We start from the raw sequence: 26,035 nt of genomic DNA, 5'->3' as shown, positions 1-26,035 counted from the left end.
CACGGGGGTGGCGTCCTCGGCGCAGGAGGCGTCCACGACGTTGGGGCAGATGGGGGTGTCGGTGGCCGAGCTGGCGCGGTTGTCCGAGGACCTGCGTCGCCGGGTCGCGGCCTTCACGTACTGAGCCCACCCCGGTCGCGAGAGCGCGATCCAGTCACCCCCGACGCCGTCGCCCGCGCGGTGGGCGACGCCGTCGCCTACCGGGCTGTCAGCGCGGGGCGCTCAGATGTGCGCGCCCCGCGCCGATGGACGGAGGAAGAGGCCGGTCACGGACGACCGGCCGGGCGCACCCATGAAGGGGGACAGGATGCGACGAGCGTTCCGCGCGGCCGCGCTGGCGGCCGTGCCGCTGCTGGTGATGACCGCCTGCGGCTCCGTCACGGGCGGGCCCGACGACCGGCCGCTGGTCGGCATCGCGATGCCGACCACGACCTCCGACCGCTGGATCGACGACGCCGACAACCTCGAGGCGCAGCTCGTGTCCCTCGGCTACGACGTCCGGCTCGAGTTCGCCGAGAACGACCCGGCGGCCCAGGTCGAGCAGCTCGAGGCCATGCTCGCCGCCGGGGCCGACGCGCTCGTCGTCGGGTCGGTCGACGGCACGGCCCTGACCGGCGTGCTCGCCGACGCGGGCGACGCCGACGTGCCCGTCATCGCGTACGACCGGCTGATCCGCGACTCGGGCGACGTCGCCTACTACGCGTCGTTCGATAACGCGCGCGTCGGCGTCCTCCAGGGCACGTCGCTGCTGCAGGGCCTCGGCGTGCTCGACGCCGCCGGCGAGCCCACCGGCGCGACCGGGCCCTACCTCGTCGAGCTGTTCGCCGGCTCGCCGGACGACAACAACGCGACCTTCTTCTGGGACGGCGCGATGCAGGTCCTCCAGCCGTACCTCGACTCCGGCGTGCTCGTCGTGGGCTCCGGCCAGACGACGTTCGCCGAGGCCGCGACGCAGGCGTGGGACGCGAAGGTCGCGGCCGACCGCATGCCCACGCTGCTCGCGGCCTACGCCGACGGCCGCCGGCTCGACGGCGTGCTGTCGCCCTACGACGGCATCTCGCGGGCCGTGCTCGACGCGACCCGCACCGCGCAGGCCACCCAGCCCGTCGTCACGGGCCAGGACGCCGAGGTCGACTCCGCGCGCCTCGTCGCGAGCGGCGAGCAGTTCTCGACCGTCTACAAGGACACCCGGCAGCTCGCCGAGGTCACGGTCGGCATGGTGCGGGCGCTGCTCGCGGGCGAGCAGCCCGAGGTCAACGACACCGCCACGTACGACAACGGCGTGCGCGTCGTCCCGTCGTACCTGCTGACCCCCCAGCTCGTCACCCAGGACAACGTCGAGCGCGTGCTCGTCGACGGCGGCTACTACACGGCGCAGGAGATCGGACGATGACCCGCGACGCACGCACCACGCACGGCGGCTGGTTCTGGAACCGGCCCCTGCGCACCAAGATCGTCGCGCTGCTGCTGTTCGTCGGCATCGCGTTCGCGGTCGTCGGCGGCGCCGGCGCCGTGGTCCTGCAGCGCGCCGGTGCGCACCTCGAGGAGATGGCCGACCTCACCAACGAGCTCCAGTCGTCGATGGCCGAGATCCAGGTGCAGCAGCAGCGCAGCCACCTGCTGGTGCGGCGCGCGGCCGCGGCCGACCCGGCCACGCGCGACCAGCTGCTCACGACGGTCGCGTGGGTCGACGCCGACGTCGCGTCGCGCGTCGACGTCGTCGAGGGCTACGACCTGTCGGACACGCCGCAGTGGCAGGACTTCCGCACGCGCTGGGACGCGTGGGTCGCGTACCGCGACGGCACGCTGCTGCCGCTCGTGAAGGCCGGTGACACGGCGGGCTTCGAGGTCGCGGTCGCCGCGGACGTCGCGGCCGACCCCGACTGGGCCGGGCGCGCGCTCGGGCTCGCCGAGGGGCAGGTCCGTGCGGGCGTCGACGCGATCCTCGCGCGGAGCGCCGGCGAGATCCGCGTGACGATCCTCGCGCTGGGCGTCGCGTTCGTCGTCGCCGCGCTCGTCGCGGTCGTCGTGACGACCGGGCTCATGCGCCGCGTCGCGGCGTCGGTCCGCACCATGGTCGCCTCGATCGAGGCCCTCGCGCGCGGCGACCTCACGGTGACGCCGCAGGTCGTGGTGGGCGACGAGCTCGGGCGCATGGCGCTCGCGCTCGGCGAGGCGCAGCACAACCTGCGCACCACGATGGCGGGCGTCGCCGAGGCGTCCGGCACGGTCGCCGCGGCGGCCGAGCAGCTGTCGGCCGCGTCGCGGCAGGTCGCGACCGGGGCGCAGGAGACCAGCGCGCAGGCCGGGGTCGCCGCGGGCGCCGCGGGGGACGTCGACCAGCACGTGCAGTCCGTGTCGGCCGGCGCCGAGCAGATGGGCGCCTCGATCCGCGAGATCGCGCAGAACGCGGCCGAGGCCGCCAAGGTCGCGCAGGCCGCGACCGCGGCCGCCGACGAGGCCGGGGTCACCGTGCAGCGGCTCGGCGAGTCGAGCCAGGAGATCGGCAACGTCGTCAAGCTCATCACGCAGATCGCCGAGCAGACCAACCTGCTCGCGCTCAACGCGACGATCGAGGCGGCCCGCGCCGGCGAGGCCGGCAAGGGGTTCGCGGTGGTCGCGGGCGAGGTCAAGGAGCTCGCGCAGGAGACCGCGAAGGCGACCGAGGACATCGCGCGCCGCGTCGAGGCCATCCAGGGCGACACCGCCGGCGCCGTCGAGGCGATCGGCCAGATCGAGGGCATCGTGCGCTCGATCAACGACTACCAGACGTCCATCGCGTCGGCCGTCGAGGAGCAGACCGCGACGACCACCGAGATGGCGCGCGGCATGTCCGACGTCGCGTCCGGGTCGGCGCAGATCCGCACGGCCGTGTCCGAGGTCGCGCAGGTCGCGTCGTCGTCCTCGTCGGCGCTCGTGCAGGTCGAGACGTCGGTCTCCGAGCTCGCGCAGATGTCGGAGGACCTGCGCGAGCGCACGGCCGCGTTCACGTACTGACGTCCCCACGTCGTCCCGTCGGCCCCGCCCCGCGTCCCGCGCGGCGGGGCCGACGTGCACCACGACCCGGCGCGTGACCCCGCGCGCCCGACCTCACCCCGGCCCGCGGCCGACCTCACCTCCCGGACGGCTCACCCCGCGGCCCGACCGGCCGATGGGAGGGGACGTCGCCGGGAGCAGCCGGCGGCACGACAGACAGGAGCCGCGCGTGGCACGCACCCGGGTGCTGGTGGTCGACGACTCGGTCGTCATCCGCCGCCTGGTCACCGACGCGCTGTCGCGCGAGCCGGCGATCGACGTCGTGGGGGTCGCGGCCAACGGCCGCATCGCCCAGGCCAAGGTCGCGCAGCTCGCGCCGGACGTCATCACGATGGACGTCGAGATGCCGGAGATGGACGGCATCGAGGCCGTCCGCGCGCTGCGCGCGTCCGGCCACACCCAGCCGATCATCATGTTCTCGACGCTGACCGAGCGGGGTGCGCACGCGACGCTCGACGCGCTCGCCGCGGGCGCGACCGACTACGTCACGAAGCCCGCGAACGTCGGCAGCGTGCAGCAGTCGCTCGACCAGGTCGCGCACGAGCTCGTGCCGCGGATCCTCGCGCTGTCCGCCGCACGCCGCGGACCCGCCGCCCGGGCCACGTCGGCGCGGCCGGCCGGCGGTGCGCCCGCGCCCGCGGCGGCCCCGCCCCGCGTGCGGCTCGCGTCGGCCCCCGCGCCGCGCCCCGTGCGGCTCGTCGTGCTCGGGTCGTCGACCGGCGGCCCCGAGGCACTGTCCCGCCTGATCACCGCGCTGCCGGCGCTGCCCGTGCCCGTCGCGGTCGTGCAGCACATGCCGCCCGTGTTCACGCGGCAGCTCGCGCAGCGGCTCGACCGTCTGGGGCCGTGGACCGTCGCCGAGGCGGCGGCCGGCGAGACCCTGCGCCCCGGGCACGTGTACGTCGCACCCGGCGACCACCACCTCGAGGTCCGCCGCGCGGGCGGTGCGCTCGTCACGGCCCTCACGCAGGCGCCGCCCGAGAACTTCTGCCGCCCCGCGGTGGACGTGCTGTTCCGCTCCGCCGTGGCGGCGGTCGGCGGCGACCTCCTCGGCGTCGTGCTCACCGGCATGGGGGCCGACGGGCGTGCCGGCGCCGAGCGCATCGTCGGCGCGGGCGGCACGGTCGTCGTGCAGGACGAGCCCAGCAGCGTCGTGTGGGGCATGCCCGGGGCGGTCGCGACCGCCGGCTGGGCGCACCGCGTCGTGCCGCTCGCCGAGATGGCGCAGACCGTCGCCCGCACGGTCGAGGACGCGCGCCGCGCGCCCGTGGCGGGAGGTGCCGCGTGACCATCAGCCACGACACGTTCACGTTCGTCGCGGACCTCGTGCGGCGGCGCAGCGCGATCCTGCTGGAGCCCGGCAAGGAGTACCTCGTCGAGTCGCGGCTGCTGCCGCTCGCGCGCGAGGCCGGCGCGTCCGGCGTCGACCAGTTCGTCGCGCAGCTGCGCGCCAACCCGTCGCCCGCGCGCACGGCCGTGGTGGTCGAGGCCCTCACGACCAACGAGACGTCGTGGTTCCGCGACGTCGCGCCCTTCGACGCGCTGCGCCGGCACATCGTGCCCGAGCTGCGCGCCGGCGGCCTCGGCCGGCTGCGCGTGTGGTCGGCGGCCTGCTCGACCGGGCAGGAGGCGTACTCGATCGCGATGACGCTGCAGGAGGTGCTCGTGCCGACGGTCGCCGTGGAGATCACCGCGACCGACCTCAACGAGCAGGTCCTCGAGCGCGCGCGCTCGGGCACGTACACGCAGCTCGAGGTCAACCGCGGCCTGCCCGCCCCGACGCTCGTGCGGCACTTCCAGCGCCACGGGTCGGGGTGGCAGGTGTCCGACGAGCTGCGCCGCTGGATCACGTTCCGTCAGCACAACCTGCTCGACGTGCCGCCGCCCGGCGGTCCGTTCGACGTCGTGTTCCTGCGCAACGTGCTCATCTACTTCGACCTGCCCACCAAGCGCGCGGTGCTCGAGCGCGTGCGCGCCGCGCTGCGGCCCGGCGGGTACCTCGTGCTCGGCGCCGCCGAGACCACGATCGGCGTGCACGACGACTACGAGCGCGTCGTCCTCGACCGCGCGACCGTCTACCGCACGGCCGGCGGACGCGCGGCCGCGGCCGCACCCGCCGCCGCGCCGACCACCGCCGCCACCGCCACCGCCGCGTCGCTCGCGGCGGCGCGGTCCACGCTCGCCGGGGTGCCCGCACGCCCGGCGCCCGCCGCGGTCCCGCCGCGGCCCGTCCTGCCGACCCCGGCCCGCCCGGCCGGCTCGGTCTTCGCACCCACGTCCACCCGAGGAGCAGGGCTGACATGAGAGCACTCGTCATCGACGACTCGAGAGCGATGCGCCGCATCGTCGGGCAGACGTTGCGCGGACTGGGCTTCGAGCCCGTCGAGGCGGAGCACGGCCAGCACGCGCTGGACCTGCTCGCCGGCGACGAGCCCGTGCCCGCCCTGGCGTGCATCGACTGGAACATGCCCGTGATGGACGGCCTGACGTTCGTCACGCGCGTGCGCCAGAACCCGCAGTGGCGGGACATGACGCTCATGATGGTGACCACCGAGAGCGAGCACGGCCAGATCGTGCGTGCCCTGGCAGCGGGCGCGCACGAGTACCTCATCAAGCCGTTCACCACGGACGCGATCCGGGACAAGCTCGAGCTGCTCGGGCTCGTGCCGGTGGGGGAGAGCGCATGACCACGCTGATCGCCGGCGACGACGTGTACGCGATCGCCGAGGAGCTGTTCACCGCGATGGTCGACGGCGAGTCCGGCACGGTCTCGCAGTGGTTCGGCGACGTGCCCGCGTGGCAGGTGCCGGTCGTCGCGTGGGTCGACCTGCACGGCGGCTGGGCCGGGCGCGCGTCCGTGACGACCGAGCGCGCGACCGCCGACGACCTGGCGCGCGCGCTGCTGCAGATGGGCGCCGACGAGCCGGTCCTCGAGGAGGACCTGCACGACGCGTTCGGCGAGGTCGCCAACGTCGTCGGCGGCAACGTCAAGGCGCTCCTGCCGACGCACGGCACGCTGGGCCTGCCGCAGGTGGCCGACCACGACCCGGGGCTGCCGGGCTCGGTGCTCGTCACCGAGGTGGTCCTCGACTGGCGCGGGCGCCCGCTCGTGCTCCGCGTCCGGGGGGCAGCGTGACCCCCACGACCCACCGACACCGAGGAGGAGTCCGATGATCCGCGTCCTGGTCGCGGACGACAGCCGCGTGATGCGGCAGATCGTCATCCGTACCCTGCGGCAGGCCGGCTACGACTGGGAGGTCCGTGAGGCCGCCGACGGCGCGCAGGCGCTCGAGGCCGTGCGCGCCGACGAGCCCGACGTCATCCTGTCCGACTGGAACATGCCCGAGATGACGGGCATCGACCTGCTGCGTCGTCTGCGCGCCGAGGGCTTCACGACGCCGCTGGGCTTCGTGACGTCCGAGGGGTCGCCCGAGATGCGCGAGCTCGCGGACCGCGAGGGCGCGCTGTTCCTCATCGCGAAGCCCTTCACGCCCGAGGGGTTCCGCGAGGTCATCGAGCCGGTGCTGGCATGAGCTCGGACATCGTCCCGCTGCCGTCCGCGAAGGACGTCCGTGAGCTGCTCGAGGGTCTGCTGGGCCGGTCGGTCGACGTGCGCACGGGCGGCGCGATGGTCGACCCCGAGTCCGAGGGCGGTGCGCTCGTCGGCCTGTACGTCGACCGGCTGCTCGGCCTCAAGGCGATCTGCCTGATGGACGTGCCGCTGTCGGCGTACGTGGGTGCCGCGATCGGGCTGGTCCCGGCGCCCACGGCGCAGGAGTCGGCGGTCTCGCTCATGCTCGAGGACTTCCTCGAGGAGAACGCGCGCGAGGTGCTCAACGTCGTCGCGTCCCTCATGAACTCCGAGGGCACGCCGCACGTGCGGCTCGACGCCGTGTGCTCGCCGCGCGAGGCGCTGCCGCACGACGCGAAGCCGTGGGTGCGTGCGTACGTGCGCCGGCTCGACCTCGACCTCACGGTCGACGGCTACGGGTCGGGCGGCTTCTCGCTGCTCGTCATCTGACGCGCGGCACCTCCGCACGAGACGGGGCCCCGGCACGTGGTGCCGGGGCCCCTGCCTGCCTGCGCCTGTCGGCGCGCGGCGCCGTCAGCGCGGCGTCTGGCGGTACGACGACAGGAAGTTGCCCATGCGCTCGACCGCGTCGGCCAGCACGCGCGCCTCGGGCAGCGTGACGACCCGCAGGTGGTCGGGCGTGGGCCAGTTGAAGCCCGTGCCCTGCACGAGCAGGATCTGCTCGCTGACGAGCAGGTCGTAGACGAGCTGCGCGTCGTCGACGATCCCGAACACCTCGGGGTCGAGCCGCGGGAACAGGTAGAGCGCGCCGTCCGGCTTGACGCACGTGACGCCGGGGATGCTCGTGAGGCCCTCCCACGCGACCTCGCGCTGCTCGTGCAGCCGCCCGCCGGGCGCGACGAGCGCCTCGATGGACTGCACGCCCCCGAGCGCCGCCTGGATCGCGTGCTGCGCGGGCACGTTGGGGCACAGCCGGGTCGACGCGAGCAGCGTCATGCCCTCGAGGAAGCCCTGCGCGTGCTGCTGCGGCCCGGTCACCACGACCCACCCGGACCGGAAGCCGGCCACGCGGTACGTCTTGGACAGGCCGTTGAACGTGAGGCACAGCAGGTCGGGCGCGACCGACGCCAGGGGGATGTGCCGCGCACCGTCGTAGAGGATCCGGTCGTAGATCTCGTCGGCGAGCAGCAGCAGGCTGTGCTCGCGCGCGACCTGCGCGATCTGCTCGAGCACCTCGCGCCGGTACACCGCCCCCGTGGGGTTGTTGGGGTTGATGACGACGATGGCCTTGGTGCGCGGCGTGATCTGTTCGCGGATGTGCTCGACGTCGGGCTCCCAGCCGGTCGACTCGTCGCACCGGTAGTGCACGGGCCTGCCGTCGGACAGGCTCGTCATGGCCGTCCACAGCGGGTAGTCGGGCGACGGGATGAGCACCTCGTCGCCCTCGTCGAGCAGCGCCTGCAGGGTCATGGTGATGAGCTCGGAGACGCCGTTGCCCAGGTAGACGTCGTCGACGTCGAACGTCGGGAAGCCCTCGACGGTCTCGTAGCGCGTGACGATCGCGCGGCGCGCCGAGAGGATGCCGCGCGACTCGGTGTAGCCGTGCGCGTGCGGCACCGCGGCGATCACGTCGGCGACGATCTGGTGCGGCGCGTCGAACCCGAACGCGGCGGGGTTGCCCGTGTTGAGCTTGAGGACCTTGCGGCCCTCGGCCTCCATGCGGGCGGCCTCGTCGAGGGCCTTGCCGCGGATCTCGTAGAGGACACCCTTGAGCTTGGCGGACTGGTCGAGGGGGCGCAGCAGCATGCCGCGAGCGTATCCCTGCGCCACGGGCCGCCGCCGTGGCCACCGGGCGAGTCGTGGCCTGGTCGGCGGCGCACCCTGTATCCCGACGCGTATACCGACGAAACCCAGTGTTTACGCACCGGGCGGGACGGGTGAAACACGGCGTCCCTAGCGTCCTGCGGCATGGGCACCGACCTGTATACGCCGCGGGACACAGCGCGGCGCGACCGGACGCACGCCCGCCCCGCCCGGCACCGCCCGTCAGCCCGGCCCCGCGCCGCGGCCCAGCGAAAGGCACCCCGTTGACCCCCTCCTCCCTCCCCGCGCCGCTGCGCGCCCGGGCGCACCGGGCTCGCGCGGCGACCCTGCCGGTCGTCGCCCTCGCCGCCGCGCTCGCGCTGTCCGCGTGCGGCGCCCGCACCGCGGCCGGCGACACCGGCACGGCCGGCGCCTCCGGCGCCGCGTCGTGCGTCGACACGTCGGGCGACACCGTGAAGATCGGCTTCCTCAACTCGCTGTCCGGGACCATGGCGATCTCCGAGCAGACCGTGCGCGACTCGCTCGACCTCGCGGCCGAGGAGATCAACGCCGCCGGGGGCGTGCTCGGCAAGCAGCTCGAGGTCGTCGCCGAGGACGGCGCGTCCGAACCCACCGTGTTCGCCGAGAAGGCCGAGAAGCTCATCGCGTCCGACTGCGTCGCGGCCGTCTTCGGCGGCTGGACGTCGTCGTCCCGCAAGGCGATGCTGCCGGTCGTCGAGGCCAAGGACGCGCTGCTGTTCTACCCCGTGCAGTACGAGGGCCTCGAGGCGTCGCCCAACATCTTCTACACGGGCGCGACGACGAACCAGCAGATCATCCCCGGCATGGACTACCTCGCCGAGCAGGGCAAGAAGAAGGTCTTCCTCGTCGGGTCCGACTACGTGTTCCCGCGCACCGCGAACAAGATCATCAACGCGTACGCGCAGGCCAACGGCATCGAGATCGTCGGCGAGGAGTACGCACCGCTCGGGCACACCGACTTCGCGACCATCGTCAACAAGCTCAAGGCCTCGGGCGCCGACGCGGTGTTCAACACCCTGAACGGCGACTCCAACGTCGCGTTCTTCAAGGAGTTCAAGAACGTCGGGCTCACCGCCGACGCCGTGCCGGTCGTGTCGGTGTCCATCGCCGAGGAGGAGGTCGGCGGCATCGGCGTCGAGAACGTCGCGGGCCAGCTCACGGCGTGGAACTACTACCAGACCGTCGACTCGCCCGCGAACACCACGTTCGTCGCGGCGTTCAAGGCCAGGTACGGCGACGACCGCCCCACGTCCGACCCCATGGAGGCCGCGTACACGTCGCTCCACCTCTGGAAGGCCATGGTCGAGAAGGCCGGGTCGTTCGAGGTCACGGCCGTGCAGGAGGCCGCCGGCGGCGTCACGTTCGACGCCCCCGAGGGCACCGTCACCGTGAACGGCGACAACCACCACATCGCCAAGACCGCGTACATCGGCGAGATCCGCGAGGACGGCCTCATCTACCCGGTCTGGACGTCCGACGGCCCGATCGAGCCCGACCCGTTCCTCGAGGGCTACGACTGGGCCGAGGGCCTGTCCTGACCGCCCGTCGGCACCCGGCGGTCCCGTCCCGGACCCACCCGTGATCGCGGCGACCCGGCCGGCTCGACCCCTCGGTCGTGCCGGGTCGCCGCCCCGCGGGCACGTCCCCACCCACCACGACGAAGGCGGTGCGCATGGACGCGCTGTTCTCCCAGCTCTTCGCGGGCCTGAGCCTCGGCTCGGTGCTGCTGCTCGCGGCGCTCGGCCTCGCGCTGACGTTCGGCCAGATGGGCGTCATCAACATGGCGCACGGCGAGTTCATGATGGCCGGCGCCTACACGGCGTTCGTGCTGCAGGCGCTCATCGGCGACGCGGGCGTCTCGCTGCTCGTCGCGCTGCCGCTCGGCTTCCTGGTCGGCGGCCTGCTCGGCCTGCTGCTCGAGGTCACCCTGATCTCCCGCATGTACCGGCGCCCGCTCGACACGCTGCTCGTGACGTTCGGCGTCGCCCTCGTGCTGCAGCAGCTCGCGCGCGACGTGTTCGGCGCCCCCAACGTCGACGTGCGCGCCCCCGCGTGGCTGCAGGGCGCCGTGCCCGTGCTCGGCACGAACCTGCCGCGCACGCGCCTGTTCATCCTCGCGCTCGCCGTCACGTGCGTCGTGGTGCTCGCGCTGGTCCTCAAGCTCACGCCGCTCGGGCGGCGCATCCGCGCGACCGTGCAGAACCGCGACCTCGCCGAGGCCTCGGGCGTCTCGACCCGCGCGACCGACCGGCTGACGTTCTTCGTCGGCTCGGGCGTCGCCGGGGTCGCGGGCGTCGCGCTCACCCTGCTGGGGTCCATCGGGCCGACGCTCGGGACGAGCTACGTCGTCGACGCGTTCCTCGTGGTCGTCGTCGGCGGCATCGGCCAGCTCAAGGGGGCGGTGGTCGCGGCGTTCTCGCTGGGCCTGCTGCAGGCGACGTTCGAGTACTCGACGACCGCGAGCCTGGCCAAGGTGCTGCTGTTCGTCGTCATCGTCGCGTTCCTGCAGGTCCGCCCGCAGGGCCTGGTCTCGGTCCGCACGCGGAGCCTCGCGTGAGCGCCCTGGCGACGACGGCCCCGGCCCCGAACGCCGCCGCGCGCCCCTGGTGGCGGCACCCGCGCGTGCGCGTGTGGGGCGGGTTCGCGCTCGCGGCCGCCGTGCTGCTGGGCGTCGCGCCCGTCGTGCTCAGCGACTTCCGCCTCAACCTGCTCGCCAAGTTCCTGTGCCTCGCGATGGTCGCGGTCGGCATCGGCCTCGCGTGGGGCCGCGGCGGCATGCTCGTGCTGGGGCAGGGCGTGTTCTTCGGCCTCGGCGGGTACCTCATGGCGATGCACATGAAGCTCGCCGACGCGGGCCCCGGCGGCGTGCCGGACTTCATGCTGCTGTACGGCGACGGCGTGGTCCCCGCGTGGTGGGAGCCGCTGCGCGACCCCGTCGTCACGGTCCTGGCGATCCTGCTGCTGCCCGCGGGTGTCGCGACGCTGCTGGGGCTCGCCGTGTTCCGCCGGCGCGTGCGCGGCGCGTACTTCGCGATCCTGTCGCAGGCGCTCGCGGCGGCGTTCGCGATCCTGCTGGTCGGCCAGCAGAAGGTCACGGGCGGCACCAACGGGCTCAACGGGTTCCGGTCGTTCTTCGGCTACGACCTGGCCGACCCGGTCAACAAGCGGATGCTCTACTACGTCGCCGCGGGCGTGCTGCTCGTGATGGTCGCGGTGGTGCGGCTGCTCATGGTGTCGCGGTTCGGCGAGCTGCTCGTCGCGGTGCGCGACCAGGAGAACCGCGTGCGGTTCCTCGGCTACGACCCCGCGAACGTCAAGGTCGTCGCCTACGCGGTCGCCGCGTGCTTCGCGGGTGTCGGCGGTGCGCTGTTCGCGCCCGTCGTCGGCATCGTCTCGCCCGCCGACGTGGGCGTGATCCCGTCGATCGGGTTCCTCGTCGGGGTCGCGATCGGTGGCCGCGCGACCCTGCTCGGCCCCGTGCTCGGCGCGATCGCCGTGTCGTGGGCGCAGACCGGGCTCTCGGAGCAGTTCCCGTCGTTCTGGACCTACTTCCAGGGGGCGCTGTTCATCCTCGTCGTCGCGTTCCTGCCGAACGGGTTCGCGACGCTCGGCGGGCTGTGGCGCCGGCGGCGCGGCGCGGCCGTCCCCGGTCCGGGCGGCGCGTCGGCCGGCCCGCCCGCCGGCACGTCCGCCCCCGCCGACGACCCCGGGCCCGACCTCGCCCAGGACGCCGCCACCGCGGCCCGCACCGCCGGGAGGAACGCATGACCGAGCAGCCCACCGCGCCGCCGGACGCCGGCGGCCTGGACCCGCAGGCGCTCGAGGCCGTCATCGCCGCGCCGGGCTCCCGGTTCCGGCACGACTACCTCGAGGTCCGCGGCCTGCGCGTCGTGTTCGACGGGTTCGTCGCGGTCGACGGCGTCGACCTCACCGTCACGCAGGGGGACCTGCGGTTCCTCATCGGCCCCAACGGCGCCGGCAAGACCACGATCGTCGACGCGATCACGGGCCTGGCGCCCGCCACCGGGTCCGTGCAGTTCGGTCGGGTCGACCTGCTGGGCACGCCCTCGCACCGCGTCGTGCGGGCCGGGGTCGGGCGCACGTTCCAGACCGCGAGCGTGTTCGACGAGCTCACGGTGCTGCAGAACCTCGACATCGCCGCCGGCGCCGGGCGCGGTCCGCTCACCCTGCTGCGGCGGCGGCACGTCGTGCCGCCCGAGGTCGAGGCGGCCCTGGAGACCGTCGGCCTCGCGCACGTGCGGGACCTGCCCGCGGGCGTGCTCGCGCACGGGCAGAAGCAGTGGCTCGAGATCGGCATGCTCCTGGTCCAGGACGCGCGCCTGCTGCTGCTCGACGAGCCCGTCGCGGGCATGAGCCAGGCCGAGCGCGAGCAGACCGGGCTGCTGCTGCAGCGCATCGGCGAGCAGCGCACGGTCGTCGTCGTCGAGCACGACATGGAGTTCCTGCGGGCGTTCGCCGCGTCCGTCACGGTGCTGCACCAGGGGCGCGTGCTGTCCGAGGGCACGGTCGCGCAGGTGCAGGCCGACCCGCGGGTCGTCGAGGTGTACCTGGGGTCGGGTGCGCACGGCCGCGGTCGCGCCGCGCGCGCGGGCGGCCCGAGCACGGAGGTGGAGTGATGCTGCAGCTGCGGGACGTGCACGTGGGGTACGGGCGCACGGCCGTCGTGCACGGCGTGGACCTCGAGGTCCCGACGGGGTCGGTCGTCGCCGTCATGGGCCACAACGGCGCGGGCAAGACGACGCTGCTGCGCGCGGCCGTCGGGCTGCTGCCCGTGCGCGCGGGCACGGTCCTGCTCGACGGGCAGGACGTCACACGGTGGCGCCCCCACCGGAGGGTGCGGGCCGGGCTCGCGTACGTGCCGCAGGGGCAGCAGTCGTTCGGGCAGCTCACGGCGCGCGAGAACCTGCAGCTCGTCGCCGACGTGCAAGGGGCGGCGGGAGCGCGCCGCGTCGACGACGCGCTCGACCTGTTCCCCGCGCTGCGCGGGCTGCTGGGACGGCGCGCGGGGCTGCTCTCCGGCGGGCAGCGGCAGCAGCTCGCGATCGCGCGCGCCCTGGTCACCGGGCCGCGGCTGATCGTGCTGGACGAGCCCACCGAGGGCATCCAGCCGTCGGTGGTCGCCGAGATCGAGGACGCGATCGTGCAGCTCGCCGCCACCGGCGGGCTGTCGGTCCTGCTGGTCGAGCAGCACGTGGGCTTCGCGCTCGCGGCGTCGTCGCGCTACTCGGTGCTGGAGTCGGGGCGCGTGACCGCGACCGGTGCGGGTGGCGCCGAGCGGGAGGCCGACGTGCGCGCGGCCATGGCGCTGTGAGTCGCGCCGTGAGCCGCACGGCATCGGCCCGCGCCGCGCGGACCGTGCTGGCCCGGCCGGGTGACGCGCACGGCCCGTGGTCGGGCGGAGGTCTAGGGTCGTGACCATGGTGGACGGGCTGCGACCGGGTGCCGGTGACGCGCTCGCGGCCGACGTGCCGGGCGCCGACGCACCGGTGGTCTCGCTGCGCGAGCAGGTCTACCACCGGCTGCGCGACGAGATCCTCAACGGACGGGTGTCCCCGCGCGAGCGGCTCACCGAGCCCAAGCTGTCGAAGGCGTTCGAGGTGTCGCGCACACCCGTGCGTGAGGCGCTGTCGCGTCTGCTGTCCGACGGTCTGGTCGAGCGCACCGACTTCGGCTACGCGGTGGTCGTGCCGTCGCTCGAGGACCTGCGCAACCTGTACGAGCTGCGCATCACGCTCGAGCTGCGCGGCATCGCCCGTGCGATCGAGAACCCGCAGGTCCGGCACGACGACGTGCTGCTGCGTGCCGAGCTGGCCCGCTGGGACGAGATGCGCGACGTCGTGCCCGAGCCGGACCCGAGCTTCGTGCTGCGCGACGAGGGGTTCCACCAGGTGCTGTCCCGCGCGTCGGGCAACGCGCAGCTCACCGACGCGCTCGTCACGGTCAACCAGAAGATCCGCGCGGTGCGCATGCACGACTTCGTCGAGGAGGACCGCATCACCGCGACGATCGACGAGCACCGCGAGATCCTCGGGCTCGTGATCGAGCGGCGGCTGCCCGAGTCGCTCACGGCGCTGCACAAGCACGTGGGGGAGTCGCTCGAGGTCGTCATGGAGCGTGCGACGCACGCGATGGCGCGCATGGCGACGGCGGGCTGACGCCCCGACCCGTCAGAGGCCGAGGTTGGCGCACCCGCTCTCGGTGAGCAGCAGCGAGCCGCCGGGCTCCTGCGAGGCGTCCGGGAACGCGTCGGCCCAGAGTGGGGCGAGGTCGAGCGGCGCGTCGCTCTCGTCGTCGATCTGGAGCCAGACCCGGTCGTAGGGCGGTGCGTCGGCGCACACCGCCGCGGCACCGGCGCGCAGCGTGGTCGCGTCGAGCGCGGGCTCGGCGGGCCACGTGACGAAGATCCGGAGCACCTGCGAGAAGCCGTCGCGGTGGCCGGTCGTGCCGACGTCGACGACCCCGGGCATCGCCGTGGTGACGATCTCCTCGAGCGTGGGGCCCGTCGGCGAGGCGGCGGTGTCCGACTTCGCGCGCAGCTCGGCGCGGAGCGCGTTGCAGGACGAGAGCGTGAGCGCGAGCACGGCGGCGGCGCCGAGCGCGGCGAGGGTGCGCGGGGTCATGGGTGGGCTCCTGGGGTCGGGACGGGCCCACGCTAGCGAGGTCGCGCGACCGCGCGCTGCGCTGCCCGTAACGCACCGTTCACGCCCGGACGCGCGGGGTGAAACACGCGCTTCCTACCGTCGGGATACCGGGGTGTATACAGCCCCGTCGACCTCCGGGCCCCGCCCGGACCGACCCCAGGGGCAGCCCGTGTTCGACACCCTCCTCGTGGCCAACCGTGGCGAGATCGCCGTCCGCGTGCTGCGCACCGCGCGCGCCCTCGGTCTGCGCACCGTCGCCGTGTTCTCCGACGCCGACGCGGCCGCACCGCACGTGCGGCTCGCCGACGCCGCGGTCCGCCTGGGCCCCGCACCCGCCGCCGAGTCGTACCTGCGCGCCGACGCCGTGCTCGAGGCGGCGCTGGCCACCGGCGCGGGCGCGATCCACCCCGGCTACGGGTTCCTGTCGGAGAACGCGGGCTTCGCCGCCGCGGTCGAGGCCGCCGGGATCGCGTTCGTCGGGCCGACGCCCGCGCACCTCGAGGTCTTCGGCGACAAGCACCGGGCGCGCGAGGCGGCGCGCGCCGCTGGTGTCCCGCTGATCGCCGGCAGCGGTCTGCTCGACGACGTCGAGGCGGCCCTCGCGGCGGCCGAGACCGTCGGGTACCCGGTCATGCTCAAGGCCGTCGGCGGGGGCGGCGGCATCGGCATGCAGGCGTGCGACGGGCCCGACGAGCTGCGCGAGGCGTACGGCCGCGTGCAGCGGCTCGCGGTCGCGAGCTTCGGCAGCGGCGGAGTGTTCCTCGAGCGCTTCGTGCGGCGCGCCCGCCACCTCGAGGTCCAGGTGTTCGGCGACGGCGCGGGGCGCGTGGTGAGCCTGGGGGACCGGGACTGCTCGTTGCAGCGCCGGAACCAGAAGGTCCTGGAGGAGGCGCCCGCCCCGGGGCTGCCCGCCGACGTGTGCGAGCGGCTCGCGACGTCGGCCCGCGCGCTCACGGCCTCGGTCGCGTACCGGTCCGCGGGCACGGTCGAGTACGTGTACGACGTCGAGCGCGGCGACGTGTCGTTCCTCGAGGTGAACACGCGCCTGCAGGTCGAGCACCCGGTCACCGAGGAGATCACGGGCGTCGACCTCGTCGGCTGGATGCTGCGCCTGGCACGCGGCGACGCCGACCTGACCGCCGAGCTCGCGGCCCTGCCGGCCGACGGCCCGCCCCGTCGCGGGCACGCGGTCGAGGCGCGCGTCTACGCCGAGGACCCGCGCCGCGGCTACCGCCCGAGCGCGGGCCTGCTCACGCACGTCGAGTACCCGGCAGGCGTGCGCGTCGACGCGTGGGCGGAGGCCGGGCAGGAGGTCACGAGCCACTACGACCCGATGCTCGCCAAGGTCGTCGTGCACGCCGACGACCGCACGGCCGCGCTCGCCGCCTCGGCCGACGCGCTCGCGGCGACCGCGCTGCACGGCGTCGTCACCAACCTGCCGCTGCTGCGCGCCGCGGTCGTCGACGACGACGTGCGCGCCGCCGCGCACACGACCGGCACGCTCGCGGGCGTCACGGACGACGAGCCGTGGGTCGAGGTGCTGCGCCCCGGGGTCATGACGACCGTGCAGGACTGGCCCGGCCGCCTCGGGCACTGGGACGTGGGCATCAGCCCGTCGGGACCGATGGACGACCTGTCGTTCCGGCTCGGCAACGTCGCGCTCGGCAACCCGGAGGGCGCCCCGGGCCTGGAGTGCACGCTCGCGGGCCCGAGCCTGCGGTTCAGCCACGCGGCGGTCGTGTGCGTCACGGGCGCCGACGCGCCCGTGACCGTCGACGGCGTGCCCGTCCCGCAGTGGGAGCCGGTCGACGTACCGGCCGGTGCCGTGCTCGACGTCGGCACGCCCACCGGTGCCGGGCTGCGCACGTACGTGCTGGTCCGCGGGGGCCTCGACGTCCCTCGGTACCTCGGGTCCGCGGCGACGTTCTCGCTCGGCGGGTTCGGCGGGTACACCGGCCGCGCGCTCGTCACGGGTGACGTCCTGGTGCCCGCGGCCGTCCCGGACGGCGCACCCGCCACGGCCGTCGTCCCCGTCGAGGCCCGCCCCGCGCTCGTGCACGCCTGGGAGCTCGCCGTGCAGGAGGGGCCGCAGCCCGCGCCCACGTACTTCCTGCGCGAGGACATGGACATGCTCTACGCCGCGACGTGGCAGGTGCAGACGCACGCCAACCGCACCGGCATCCGGCTGTCGGGGCCCAAGCCGCGCTGGGCGCGCCCCGACGGTGGCGAGGCCGGTCTGCACCCGTCCAACCTGCACGACAACCCGTACTCCGTGGGCGCGCTCAACGTCTCGGGCGACACCCCGATCCTGCTCGGACCCGACGGTCCGTCGCTGGGCGGGTTCGCGTGCCCCGTCACCGTCGTGGCCGGGCACCGCTGGAAGCTCGGGCAGATCCGCCCGGGGGACACCGTGCGGCTCGTGCCCGTGCCCGAGGCGACGGCCGACGCGCTGCGCACCTCGACGGTCCGGCGCGCGGCCGCGTCCGTCCCGGCGGACCTCGCCACCGGTCCCGACGGCGACGACGGCGTGCTCGCGCGCATCCCCGCCGACCCGTCCGACCCGCTCGGCCGCCCCGAGGTCGTCTACCTGCGCGGCGCGGACGACAACGTGCTGGTCGAGTACGGGCCGATGGTCCTCGACCTGGGCCTGCGGATGCGTGTGCACGCGCTCGCCGAGGCGCTGGGTGCGCTCGACCTGCCGGGCGTCGTCGACGTGACGCCCGGTGTGCGGAGCCTGCACGTGCACGTCGACCCCGCGCCGCTGCCCGTGCGTGAGCTGGTCGACGCGCTCGTCGACCTCGAGGCCGAGCTGCCCGCGACGGCCGACCTCGTGGTGCCCTCGCGGCGCGTCCACCTGCCGTTCGCGTTCGACGACCCCGCGGTGGCCGACGCGATCGCGCGGTACACGGTCGGCGTGCGGCCGCAGGCGCCGTGGCTGCCGTCCAACGTCGAGTTCGTGCGGCGCGTCAACGGCCTGGGCTCGGGCGACGACGTGCTGCGCACCATGACCGAGGCCGAGTACCTCGTGCTCGGGCTCGGCGACGTCTACCTGGGCGCGCCGCTCGCGGTGCCGCTCGACCCGCGCCACCGGCTCATGACAACCAAGTACAACCCGGCGCGCACGTGGACCGCCGCCGACACCGTGGGCCTGGGCGGGCAGTACCTGTGCGTCTACGGCATGGACTCCCCGGGCGGGTACCAGCTGGTCGGGCGGACCGTGCCCATCTGGTCCGGGCACCGTCAGCACGGCGTGTTCGAGCCCGGCGTGCCCTGGCTGCTGCGGTTCTTCGACCGCATCGTGTGGCACCCCGTGACGGCCGAGGAGCTCGCCGAGCAGCGCACCGCGTTCGCCGCGGGGAGGCTCGACGTGCGCGTCGAGCACGGCACGTTCAGCTACCGCGAGCACCTCGCCCTGCTGACCGAGCACGCCACCGAGATCGCGGCGTTCCAGGAGAGCCAGGCCGCCGCGTTCGGGGCCGAGCGGGCGGCCTGGGCCGCCGCCGGCGAGCTCGACGCGGACGCCGGGGACGACGCGCCGCCCGCGGTCGTGGACGACGCGACCGTCGAGCTGCTGGACGGGCACGTGCTCGTCGAGGCGCCGATGGTCGGGTCCGTGTGGCGCGTCGAGGCCGCCGCTGGCGCCGACGTGCGCGCCGGCGACCTGCTCGTCGCGCTCGAGGCCATGAAGCTCGAGCTCGCGGTCCCGGCGCCGTCGGACGGGCGGGTCGTGCGCGTGCTCGTCGAACCGGGGCAGCAGGTCGGCCCCGGTGCCCCGCTCGCGGTGCTGGCGGTGGACGCGTGAGCTCGACGGACGCGCGCGCGGCCGTGCCGTCGCGGGCGGTGGGGGCGCACGACGCCCCGCACGAGGACCCGCACGCCCCCGTCGGCGCGCGCGTCTGCGACGGGCCCGCGCAGGCCCGCGTCCGGGCGGCCCACGCGCGGCTGCGGGAGGTCGACCGGCCGGAGGTCTGGACGCTGCTGCTGCCCGAGGCCGACGTGCTCGCGGCCGCCGCAGCCGTGGACGCGCGCGTCGCCGCGGGCGAGCACCTCCCGCTGGCCGGCACGACGCTCGCGGTCAAGGACAACGTCGACGTCGCGGGCCTGCCCACCACGGCCGCGTGCCCGTCGTACGCGACCTCGCCGCACGGGCGCCCCGGACCGGCGTCCGCGACGGCCCCCGCGGTGCAGGCGCTCGTCGACGCGGGCGCCGTGGTGCTCGGCAAGACGAACCTCGACCAGTTCGCGACCGGGCTGGTCGGCACCCGCAGCCCGTTCGGCGCGGTGCGTCACGCGACCCTGCCCGACCGCGTGTCCGGCGGGTCGTCGTCGGGGTCGGCGGTGGCCGTCGCGCTCGGCGTCGCGGACGTCGGCATCGGCACCGACACCGCCGGCTCGGGCCGCGTCCCCGCGGCGTTCCACGGGCTCGTCGGGATCAAGACGACGGTCGGGCTCGTGCCCACGGACGGCGTCGTGCCCGCGTGCGCGTCGTACGACGTGGTCACGACGTTCACGCGCGACCTCGGGACCGGGGTGCTCGCGACCCGGCTGATGGCGGGCGGCGGCGTCTCCCCGGCCTGCCAGGTGCCCGACACCGCCCCGGCCGACCCTGCCGACGTCGCCGACCCGCGGGCACGTCGGCGGACGTGGCCCGCCGACGTGCGGGTCGCGCTGCGTGACGACCCGGTCGTCGCGGTGCCGCGCACCGCCGACCTCGCGCCGCTCTCGCCCGGGTGGCGCGGCGCGTTCGCCGCTGCGGTCGACCGGGTCGTCGCGACGGGGGCGGCCGTCCGGGAGGTCGACGTCTCGGGCATGCTCGACGCCGCCCGGCTGCTGTACGACGGCGCGATCGTCGCCGAGCGCTACGCCGCGGTCGGTGCGTTCCTCGCGACCGACCCGCCCGACGCCGACCCCACGGTCGCCGGCATCGTGCTGGCCGGCGGCGGCGTCCGGGCCGCCGACTACGTGCGCGACCGCCTCGCGCTCGACGCCGCGCGGGTCGACGCCGAACGCGTCCTGCGCGGGTGCGACCTGCTGCTGCTGCCCACGACGACCGAGCACCCGACGCTCGCGCAGGTCGCCGCCGAGCCGGTCGAGGTCAACCGCCGCCTGGGCACGTACACGAACTTCGTCAACCTGCTCGACCTCGCCGCCGTCGCCGTCCCCGCGGGCGAGGCCGACGGCGGACCGTTCGGCGTCACGGTGCTGGCGCGCGCGCACGAGGACCAGCTCGCGCTCGACCTCGCGGCGCGCCTGACGGTCGGGGAGGCTGCCGCGCCGCTCCTGGTGCCCGGCACGGTCGAGCTGCTCGTCGTCGGCGCGCACCTGCGCGGGCAGCCGCTCCAGGGCCAGCTCACCGACCTCGGCGCGCGGTTCGGGCGCGAGGTCACGACGTCCGACGCCTACCGCCTCGTCGCCCTGGTGACGACGCCCCGCAAGCCCGGGCTCGTGCGCGTCGGGCCGGGCCGGGGAGCGTCGATCGCGGGGGAGGTCTGGCGGCTGTCGCCCGGTGCGCTCGGCCGGTTCCTGGCCGCGCTGCCCGCGCCGATGACGCTCGGCGCCGTCGAGCTCGCCGACGGGTCCTGGGTCACGGGTTTCGGCTGCACGGCCGAGGCGGCCTCCGGCGGGGTCGACGTCACGGCGACCGGCGGGTGGCGGGCCGCGCTCGCGGCGGGGGTGTGAGGCCCGAGGGCGGCACGCGGCGCGCCGCCGGTCGGGCACGCGGGTCGCGGCGCGGCCCACGGGTCGGGGGGCTCAGCGGTCGCGGGCCCGGACCCGCAGGCCCGAGGCGCGCAGCCGGCGGACCAGGTCGCGCGTGCTGACCGGTTCGGCGCCCAGCGCGACGACGTCGTCCCAGCGCTCGACCGGCACGTCGTAGTGGTCGTGGTCGAACGCGCGCCGGGGGATGCCGGCGCGCGCCGCGAACGCGTGCAGCTCGTCGTACGACGCGTCGCTCACGAGGTGGCCCCAGACGGTGCCGTGGCGGGGCCACAGCGGCGGGTCGACGAGCACGGTCACCGGGCGAGGGTACGTCGCCCGGGCACGCGGCCCACGACCCGTGACTCGCGGGCCGCCCGGCCGCCCCCAGCGCGTCGCACGTGCGTCGCGTCCACCGCCGCACCCCCGGGCCGGTCGTGCCCTCCGGCGGCGCGCCTAGCGTCGGCCGTGCCGTCGTCCCGAGCCGCACCCGCGGCCCCGACGGCCCTCAGGAGGGCGTCCATGAGCAGGTACGAGGTCGACAGCGCACAGCTCGACGGGTCGGCGGCGGCCGTGCTCGCGCGGTCCGCGAGCATCCAGGCCGAGGTGTCGGCGATGCAGCGCCAGCTCGTCGAGCTGCAGACGTCGTGGCGCGGCGGTGCGGCCGGCCAGTTCGGCGCGGTCGTCGCGGAGTGGAACGCGACGCAGGCGCGCGTCGAGCAGTCGCTCGCGCAGATCGCCGCGGCGATGCAGGCCGCGGCACGCACCTACGCCGAGGCCGAGGCGCACGCCGCGCGGCTGTTCGCGCACTGACGCCGGCGCGCGCCGCTCCGCGGGGCGTCGGCCCGCGTCGTCGGAGCGCGCCGTCGGACCGCGCCGTCGGACCGCGACGTCGGGCCTCGATGTCGGGCCTCGACGTCGGACGGTGACGTCGCCGCGGGGCGGCCCGTCGCCGCGGGGCGGCCCGGCGCCGCGGAGCGGCCCGGCGCCGCGGAGCGTCACACGTGACGCATGAAGCGTCAGGGTGTCGTCGTGCCGCTCGCGTCGGGTGCGTCCCCGTCGGCGGTCTGCGCCGCGCGCTGCGCGTCGAGCCGCGCGAGCTCCTTCTCGATGCGCTGCAGCTCGGCCGACACGTTCTGCCGGGCGGGCTCCTCCCACGGCTGCGCGAGCGGGCTCACGAACAGCGACGGACGCGCCAGCAGCTTGTGCAGGATCCGCACGCGCGCCCGCAGGTAGTCCTCGACCGGCAGGTGCGCGTACTCCGACCGCACGTCGTGCAGGTACGCCTTGTACCGCTGCGGCTCGGTCGCGAGCATCGCGAGGTCGGCGTCGCACAGCACCGCGCAGTCGATGTCGTGCGGGTCCGGCGCGTGCCGCACCAGCGCCTGCACGAGCGCCGCGACGCGCTGCGCGTTGGCCTCGGGCACGCCGAGCTCCGTCAGCTGCTCGCGGGCGAGCGCCGCGCTCGCGGCCTCGTCCTCGCCGCCCTTGTTGGCGTACGCCTTGCGCTCCGCCGAGTCGAAGACGGCGCCGTGGTACCACGCCGCGAGCCGCACCAGCTCGGGGTGGTGCGCCTCCTCGTCGAGCTCGTCGACACGCGCCAGCACGTCCACGAGGTGCTTGAGGTTGTGGAAGTGCCGCTCGGGGCGCGTCCACCGCTCCAGCAGGTCCTCCGCGGTGCGGCGGACCTCGTCGGCGGGTGCGGTGCCACCGGCCTCCGCGACGTTGCGAGCGAATGCCGGCAGGAGCCAGGCGGGTGCGTCATGGACGCCCATGGAACAGCCTCACGAGGTTGACGACGGACGCGCCATCGTAGCCACGTCCGTCGCGGGCGGCACACCAGGGGGTCCGTCCTGCGGACCGGCGTGCTGCGGGTCCGCCTCCGGGGCGGCCGGCGCGCGTGGCGGGCCGTCGACCGGCAGCACCACCCGCACGGTCGTGCCGCCGCCCGGCGTCTCGTGCACCGCGACCCGCCCGCCGTGCGACGTGACGATGGCCGCCACGATCGCCATGCCGAGGCCCGAACCGCCCGAGTCGCGCGTCCGCGACGCGTCGACCCGGTAGAACCGCTCGAACACGCGCGCCGCGTGCTCGGGGGCGATGCCCGGGCCGTGGTCCCGGACCTCCAGCACCGCGGTCGTCGCGTCGTCGCCCGGGCCCACCGCGACCTCCACCGGCGTCCCCGCGGGCGTGTGCCGCTCGGCGTTGCCCACGAGGTTCGCCAGCACCTGCCGCAGCCGGGCCTCGTCGCCCACGACCACCCGGGGGGCCGTCGCACCGCCGAGGGTCTGCAGCCGCACCGGCCGCCGCGGGTCGAGCGCGCGCAGGTCGCTCACGGCGTCGGCCGCGAGCACCGTGAGGTCCACCGGGCCGAGCCGGCCCTGCCGGCCCTCGTCGAGGCGCGCGAGCGCGAGCAGGTCCTCGACCAGCGAGCCCATGCGCGTCGCGGACCCCTCGATGCGTCGCATCGTGTCCTGCACCTGCTCGTCCGTGCGCAGCGCCCCCATGCGGTAGAGCTCGGCGTACCCGCGGATCGCCGCGAGCGGAGTACGCAGCTCGTGCGACGCGTCGGCCACGAACCGGCGCATCCGCGCCTCCGAGGCGGTGCGCGCGGCGAACGCCTCCTCGATCTGCGCGAGCATCCCGTTGAGGGCCTCGCCCAGGCGGCCCACCTCGGTCGACGTCGGCGCCGACGGCACACGACGCGACAGGTCGCCCGCCGCGATCGCCGCCGCCGTCGCCTCGATCTCGCGCAGCGGGCGCAGCGAGCGCCGCACCGCCCAGCCGCCCGCGACCACGCCCAGCAGCACGATCGCGAGCCCCGACGACGTGAGGCTGACGCCCATCGCGGCGACCGTGCGGTGGATGTCCTTGAGCGGCAGCCCCACGACCACCGAGCCCGACGTGCCGCCGCCGTCGAACGGGTACGCGACGACGCGCCACGACGAGCCGGCCCGCGACGAGCCGACCGTGAACGGCTCGCCCGCGATCGCCTGCGCCGCGGCGGGTGAGAGGTCGTCCACGAGGGGAGTGCCGTAGGACTCCGCGGCCGCGCTGCTGAGCAGCGGCACGTCCTGCGTGGACGTCTGCACGCGCACGTAGTAGTCGGTCGGCCCGAGGGTGCCGCCGCCGTAGGCGAGGAACCGCAGGGCGTCGTTCGCGACGTCCCTCGCCTCGGACGCGAGCTTCTGGTCGACCGGTCCCAGCAGGCTGCGCTCGAGGAGCGTCGCGGCGGTCACGCCGGCGACCACGAGACCCGCCCCCAGGAGCACGGCGGTGATCGTCACCAGGCGGCGCTGCAGCGACAGCGTCCGCCACGCGCGGCGGACGGCGTCGGGGACCGCCGACCGGGCTCCGGCGGGCGTGCTCGCGGCCCGCTCGTCCGCGCCCGCGGCTCCGGCGTCGCCCGTGGCGGCGTCGGGGGCCACGACGTCGTCGCGGTCCTGCGGCCCGGGCGCGCGCGGGGCGTCCGCGGGCCCGGGCCCGGTCACGCCGACTCGCGCAGCAGGTACCCGACGCCGCGGCGCGTGTGGATCAGCGGCGGCAGGCGGTGGCCGTCCGCGTCGGTGAGCTGGTCGATCTTGCGGCGCAGGTAGGAGATGTACGACTCGACGATGTTCGCGTCGCCGCCCCAGTCGTACTGCCACACGTGGTCGAGGATCTGCGTCTTGGACAGCACCCGGTTCGGGTTGAGCATGAGGTAGCGCAGCAGCTTGAACTCGGTGGGGGACAGCTCGACCTCCTGGCCCGCGCGGCGCACCTCGTGGGTGTCGTCGTCGAGCTCGAGGTCGGCGTACCGCAGGAGGTTCGACGCGGCGCCGTCGTCGGGCTGCGTGCGGCGCAGGATCGCGCGGATCCGGGCCACGACCTCCTCGAGGCTGAACGGCTTGGTGACGTAGTCGTCCCCGCCGACGGTCAGGCCCTGCACCTTGTCGGCCGTGTCGTCGCGTGCGGTGAGGAACAGCACGGGCACGTGCTGGCCCTTCTCGCGCAGGCGGCGCGTCACGGCGAACCCGTCCATGTCGGGCAGCATGACGTCGAGCACCACGAGGTCGGGCTCGGTGTCGCGCGCGAGGCGCAGCGCCGACCCGCCGTCGGCGGCCGCGTGCACCTCGAAGCCCGCGAACCGCAACGACGTCGCGAGCAGCTCGCGGATGTTCGGCTCGTCGTCGACGACGAGCAGCCGGGCCTCGGGCTCAGCGGACGCTGTCATGGCACCATCGTGCGCCCGGAACCTGAGCGCCGCCTGGGAACCGGCTGCGAGACCGTGCGACCCGGCCGGCGGTCGCCGGTGGTGGGTCTGGGAGTCTGCTGAAGGCTGCCTGGATGCTCGCGGGGACGGATCGGGGCGATCCGGGCGGATCGCCGATCGTGATGGACATGTGACCTGGAACTTCGGTGGTACGCGTGCGCGCGGCTACCGTGGAAGCGTGACCCTCGACTTCGACGACCGCGTGCTGCCCGCCGCCACGTCCGGTGCCGCGCCCCGCGTGACCGTGGTGCAGAGCTCGCCCGACGTCGGCCTCGACCGCTTCGCGCAGTGGCTGACGGGCGTGGACGTGCACCTCGTGCGCGCCGACCTCGGCGAGCCCGTGCCCGGCCCGACGGAGGTCGGCGACGGCCTGCTCGTGCTGGGCGGCCAGATGTCCGCGCACGACGACGCCGTCGCCCCGTGGCTGCGCCCCTTGCGCGACCTGCTCGCCGTCGTCAGCGCGACCGACGTCCCCGCGCTCGGCGTCTGCCTCGGTGCGCAGCTGCTCGCGGTCGCGCGCGGCGGGCGCGTCGAGGTCGCGGCGCCCCCCGGGCGCGAGGCCGGCGTGGTCGACGTCCGGTGGCGCCCCGAGGCCGCCGACGACGCGCTGCTCGGCCCGGTCGCCGCGCTCGCGGGCGCGGCGCGCACGAGCCCGCAGCCGAGCATGCACGCCGACGCCGTGGTCGACCTGCCGCGCGGCGCCGTGTGGCTCGCGTCGTCGTCGATGTACCCGTTCCAGGCGTTCCGCATCGGCAGCGCGTGGGGCGTGCAGTTCCACCCCGAGGCGACCGCGGAGACGCTGCGCACCTGGGCCGACCAGCACCCCGAGGTCGACGCCGACGCGGTCGCCGCGCAGATGGCCGACCGCGCCGCCGAGGTCGAGACGACCGGTCGTGCGGTCGCGGAGGCGTTCACGCACCTCGTCGCGTCGCGCGCCGCGACGCGACGCGTGCCCGTCTGACCCCTCGCGCGCACGGGGCCGGTCACCGCGCGGTGACCGGCCCCGTCGTCGTC

General features: G+C 75.3%; 24 protein-coding genes. 18 read left to right on the top strand and 6 right to left on the bottom strand.

Annotated elements, in window-relative coordinates; translation table 11 throughout:
• Window positions 1-307: 307 nt before the first annotated feature.
• From E4A51_RS13255 to E4A51_RS13220, 8 genes are all read left to right on the top strand, one after another.
• A complete protein-coding gene (locus E4A51_RS13255) occupies window positions 308-1,393 on the top strand; it encodes a sugar-binding protein (protein ID WP_046530134.1) in 1,086 nt (361 codons plus the stop codon).
• Complete coding sequence (locus tag E4A51_RS18920) at window positions 1,390-2,997, top strand: methyl-accepting chemotaxis protein (RefSeq protein ID WP_046530135.1); 1,608 nt, start codon at window positions 1,390-1,392, stop codon at window positions 2,995-2,997. Before E4A51_RS13255 ends, E4A51_RS18920 begins: the two co-directional genes overlap by 4 nt.
• 208 nt (window positions 2,998-3,205) lie before the next feature.
• Window positions 3,206-4,324: a chemotaxis response regulator protein-glutamate methylesterase gene (locus E4A51_RS13245; RefSeq protein WP_134852008.1), complete on the top strand. Its 1,119-nt coding sequence runs from the start codon at window positions 3,206-3,208 to the stop codon at window positions 4,322-4,324.
• On the top strand, window positions 4,321-5,340 hold the full coding sequence (locus tag E4A51_RS13240) for a protein-glutamate O-methyltransferase CheR (RefSeq protein ID WP_082131614.1): 1,020 nt from the start codon (window positions 4,321-4,323) through the stop codon (window positions 5,338-5,340). The genes E4A51_RS13245 and E4A51_RS13240 overlap by 4 nt, the downstream gene beginning before the upstream one ends.
• Window positions 5,337-5,723: a response regulator gene (locus E4A51_RS13235; RefSeq protein ID WP_070320026.1), complete on the top strand. Its 387-nt coding sequence runs from the start codon at window positions 5,337-5,339 to the stop codon at window positions 5,721-5,723. The genes E4A51_RS13240 and E4A51_RS13235 overlap by 4 nt, the downstream gene beginning before the upstream one ends.
• On the top strand, window positions 5,720-6,172 hold the full coding sequence (locus E4A51_RS13230; protein WP_134852007.1) for a chemotaxis protein CheX: 453 nt from the start codon (window positions 5,720-5,722) through the stop codon (window positions 6,170-6,172). Before E4A51_RS13235 ends, E4A51_RS13230 begins: the two co-directional genes overlap by 4 nt.
• A 34-nt stretch (window positions 6,173-6,206) precedes the next feature.
• Window positions 6,207-6,569, top strand: coding sequence for a response regulator (locus E4A51_RS13225; protein ID WP_201775286.1), 363 nt, complete (start codon window positions 6,207-6,209; stop codon window positions 6,567-6,569).
• Window positions 6,566-7,057: a hypothetical protein gene (locus E4A51_RS13220; RefSeq protein ID WP_134852006.1), complete on the top strand. Its 492-nt coding sequence runs from the start codon at window positions 6,566-6,568 to the stop codon at window positions 7,055-7,057. Before E4A51_RS13225 ends, E4A51_RS13220 begins: the two co-directional genes overlap by 4 nt.
• A gap of 84 nt (window positions 7,058-7,141) precedes the next feature.
• Here the strand turns inward: E4A51_RS13220 and E4A51_RS13215 are convergent, their stop codons facing one another.
• Window positions 7,142-8,374, bottom strand: coding sequence for a pyridoxal phosphate-dependent aminotransferase (locus E4A51_RS13215; RefSeq protein ID WP_046530140.1), 1,233 nt, complete (start codon window positions 8,372-8,374; stop codon window positions 7,142-7,144).
• 281 nt (window positions 8,375-8,655) lie between these two features.
• Here E4A51_RS13215 and urtA point away from each other — a divergent pair, with 281 nt between their 5' ends.
• From urtA to E4A51_RS13185, 6 genes are all read left to right on the top strand, one after another.
• On the top strand, window positions 8,656-9,951 hold the full coding sequence (gene urtA / locus E4A51_RS13210; protein ID WP_240696475.1) for an urea ABC transporter substrate-binding protein: 1,296 nt from the start codon (window positions 8,656-8,658) through the stop codon (window positions 9,949-9,951).
• Between the two features lie 134 nt (window positions 9,952-10,085).
• Entirely contained in the window at window positions 10,086-10,970 is an 885-nt protein-coding gene (urtB, locus tag E4A51_RS13205; RefSeq protein ID WP_046530141.1) for an urea ABC transporter permease subunit UrtB, read from the top strand.
• Entirely contained in the window at window positions 10,967-12,181 is a 1,215-nt protein-coding gene (gene urtC, locus E4A51_RS13200; RefSeq protein ID WP_240696474.1) for an urea ABC transporter permease subunit UrtC, read from the top strand. Before urtB ends, urtC begins: the two co-directional genes overlap by 4 nt.
• Window positions 12,178-13,050, top strand: a complete 873-nt coding sequence (gene urtD / locus E4A51_RS13195) for an urea ABC transporter ATP-binding protein UrtD (RefSeq protein ID WP_082131617.1) — start codon at window positions 12,178-12,180, stop codon at window positions 13,048-13,050. The genes urtC and urtD overlap by 4 nt, the downstream gene beginning before the upstream one ends.
• Complete coding sequence (gene urtE, locus E4A51_RS13190; protein WP_046530142.1) at window positions 13,050-13,745, top strand: urea ABC transporter ATP-binding subunit UrtE; 696 nt, start codon at window positions 13,050-13,052, stop codon at window positions 13,743-13,745. Before urtD ends, urtE begins: the two co-directional genes overlap by 1 nt.
• Window positions 13,746-13,851: 106 nt before the next feature.
• Window positions 13,852-14,589: a GntR family transcriptional regulator gene (locus E4A51_RS13185; protein ID WP_082131768.1), complete on the top strand. Its 738-nt coding sequence runs from the start codon at window positions 13,852-13,854 to the stop codon at window positions 14,587-14,589.
• Between the two features lie 12 nt (window positions 14,590-14,601).
• Here the strand turns inward: E4A51_RS13185 and E4A51_RS13180 are convergent, their stop codons facing one another.
• The gene (locus E4A51_RS13180; RefSeq protein WP_046530143.1) at window positions 14,602-15,054 is read right to left on the bottom strand and encodes a hypothetical protein; all 453 of its coding nucleotides are present in this window, start codon (window positions 15,052-15,054) and stop codon (window positions 14,602-14,604) included.
• Window positions 15,055-15,244: 190 nt separating this feature from the next.
• On the opposite strand from E4A51_RS13180, the gene uca reads away from it, so the two are divergent.
• On the top strand, window positions 15,245-18,877 hold the full coding sequence (uca, locus tag E4A51_RS13175; RefSeq protein WP_134852005.1) for an urea carboxylase: 3,633 nt from the start codon (window positions 15,245-15,247) through the stop codon (window positions 18,875-18,877).
• A complete protein-coding gene (atzF, locus tag E4A51_RS13170) occupies window positions 18,874-20,754 on the top strand; it encodes an allophanate hydrolase (RefSeq protein ID WP_236686824.1) in 1,881 nt (626 codons plus the stop codon). The genes uca and atzF overlap by 4 nt, the downstream gene beginning before the upstream one ends.
• A gap of 72 nt (window positions 20,755-20,826) precedes the next feature.
• On the opposite strand, the gene E4A51_RS13165 is transcribed toward atzF, so the two are convergent.
• Window positions 20,827-21,090: a DUF4031 domain-containing protein gene (locus E4A51_RS13165; protein WP_062100915.1), complete on the bottom strand. Its 264-nt coding sequence runs from the start codon at window positions 21,088-21,090 to the stop codon at window positions 20,827-20,829.
• Window positions 21,091-21,291: 201 nt separating this feature from the next.
• Between E4A51_RS13165 and E4A51_RS13160 the strand changes: the two genes are divergently transcribed.
• On the top strand, window positions 21,292-21,582 hold the full coding sequence (locus E4A51_RS13160) for a WXG100 family type VII secretion target (RefSeq protein ID WP_070320012.1): 291 nt from the start codon (window positions 21,292-21,294) through the stop codon (window positions 21,580-21,582).
• A 206-nt stretch (window positions 21,583-21,788) separates the two neighbouring features.
• Here the strand turns inward: E4A51_RS13160 and E4A51_RS13155 are convergent, their stop codons facing one another.
• The 3 genes from E4A51_RS13155 to E4A51_RS13145 are packed head-to-tail and all read right to left on the bottom strand — an operon-like array spanning window position 21,789 to window position 24,982.
• A complete protein-coding gene (locus E4A51_RS13155) occupies window positions 21,789-22,544 on the bottom strand; it encodes a hypothetical protein (RefSeq protein WP_070320011.1) in 756 nt (251 codons plus the stop codon).
• A gap of 9 nt (window positions 22,545-22,553) precedes the next feature.
• A complete protein-coding gene (locus E4A51_RS13150; RefSeq protein WP_240696473.1) occupies window positions 22,554-24,260 on the bottom strand; it encodes a HAMP domain-containing sensor histidine kinase in 1,707 nt (568 codons plus the stop codon).
• Window positions 24,257-24,982 carry a response regulator transcription factor gene (locus E4A51_RS13145; protein WP_046530149.1) on the bottom strand — a complete coding sequence of 242 codons (726 nt, stop codon included), beginning with the start codon at window positions 24,980-24,982 and terminating at the stop codon, window positions 24,257-24,259. Before E4A51_RS13145 ends, E4A51_RS13150 begins: the two co-directional genes overlap by 4 nt.
• A gap of 217 nt (window positions 24,983-25,199) precedes the next feature.
• On the opposite strand from E4A51_RS13145, the gene E4A51_RS13140 reads away from it, so the two are divergent.
• Window positions 25,200-25,982: a type 1 glutamine amidotransferase gene (locus E4A51_RS13140; protein ID WP_070320010.1), complete on the top strand. Its 783-nt coding sequence runs from the start codon at window positions 25,200-25,202 to the stop codon at window positions 25,980-25,982.
• Window positions 25,983-26,035 lie beyond the last annotated feature (53 nt).

The sequence above is a fragment of the Cellulomonas sp. HD19AZ1 genome (genome assembly GCF_004535805.1).
Lineage (GTDB): Bacteria > Actinomycetota > Actinomycetes > Actinomycetales > Cellulomonadaceae > Cellulomonas > Cellulomonas iranensis.
The sequence above is the reverse complement of the archived record's forward strand: the minus strand, read 5'-3'. Positions and strand labels throughout refer to the sequence as shown.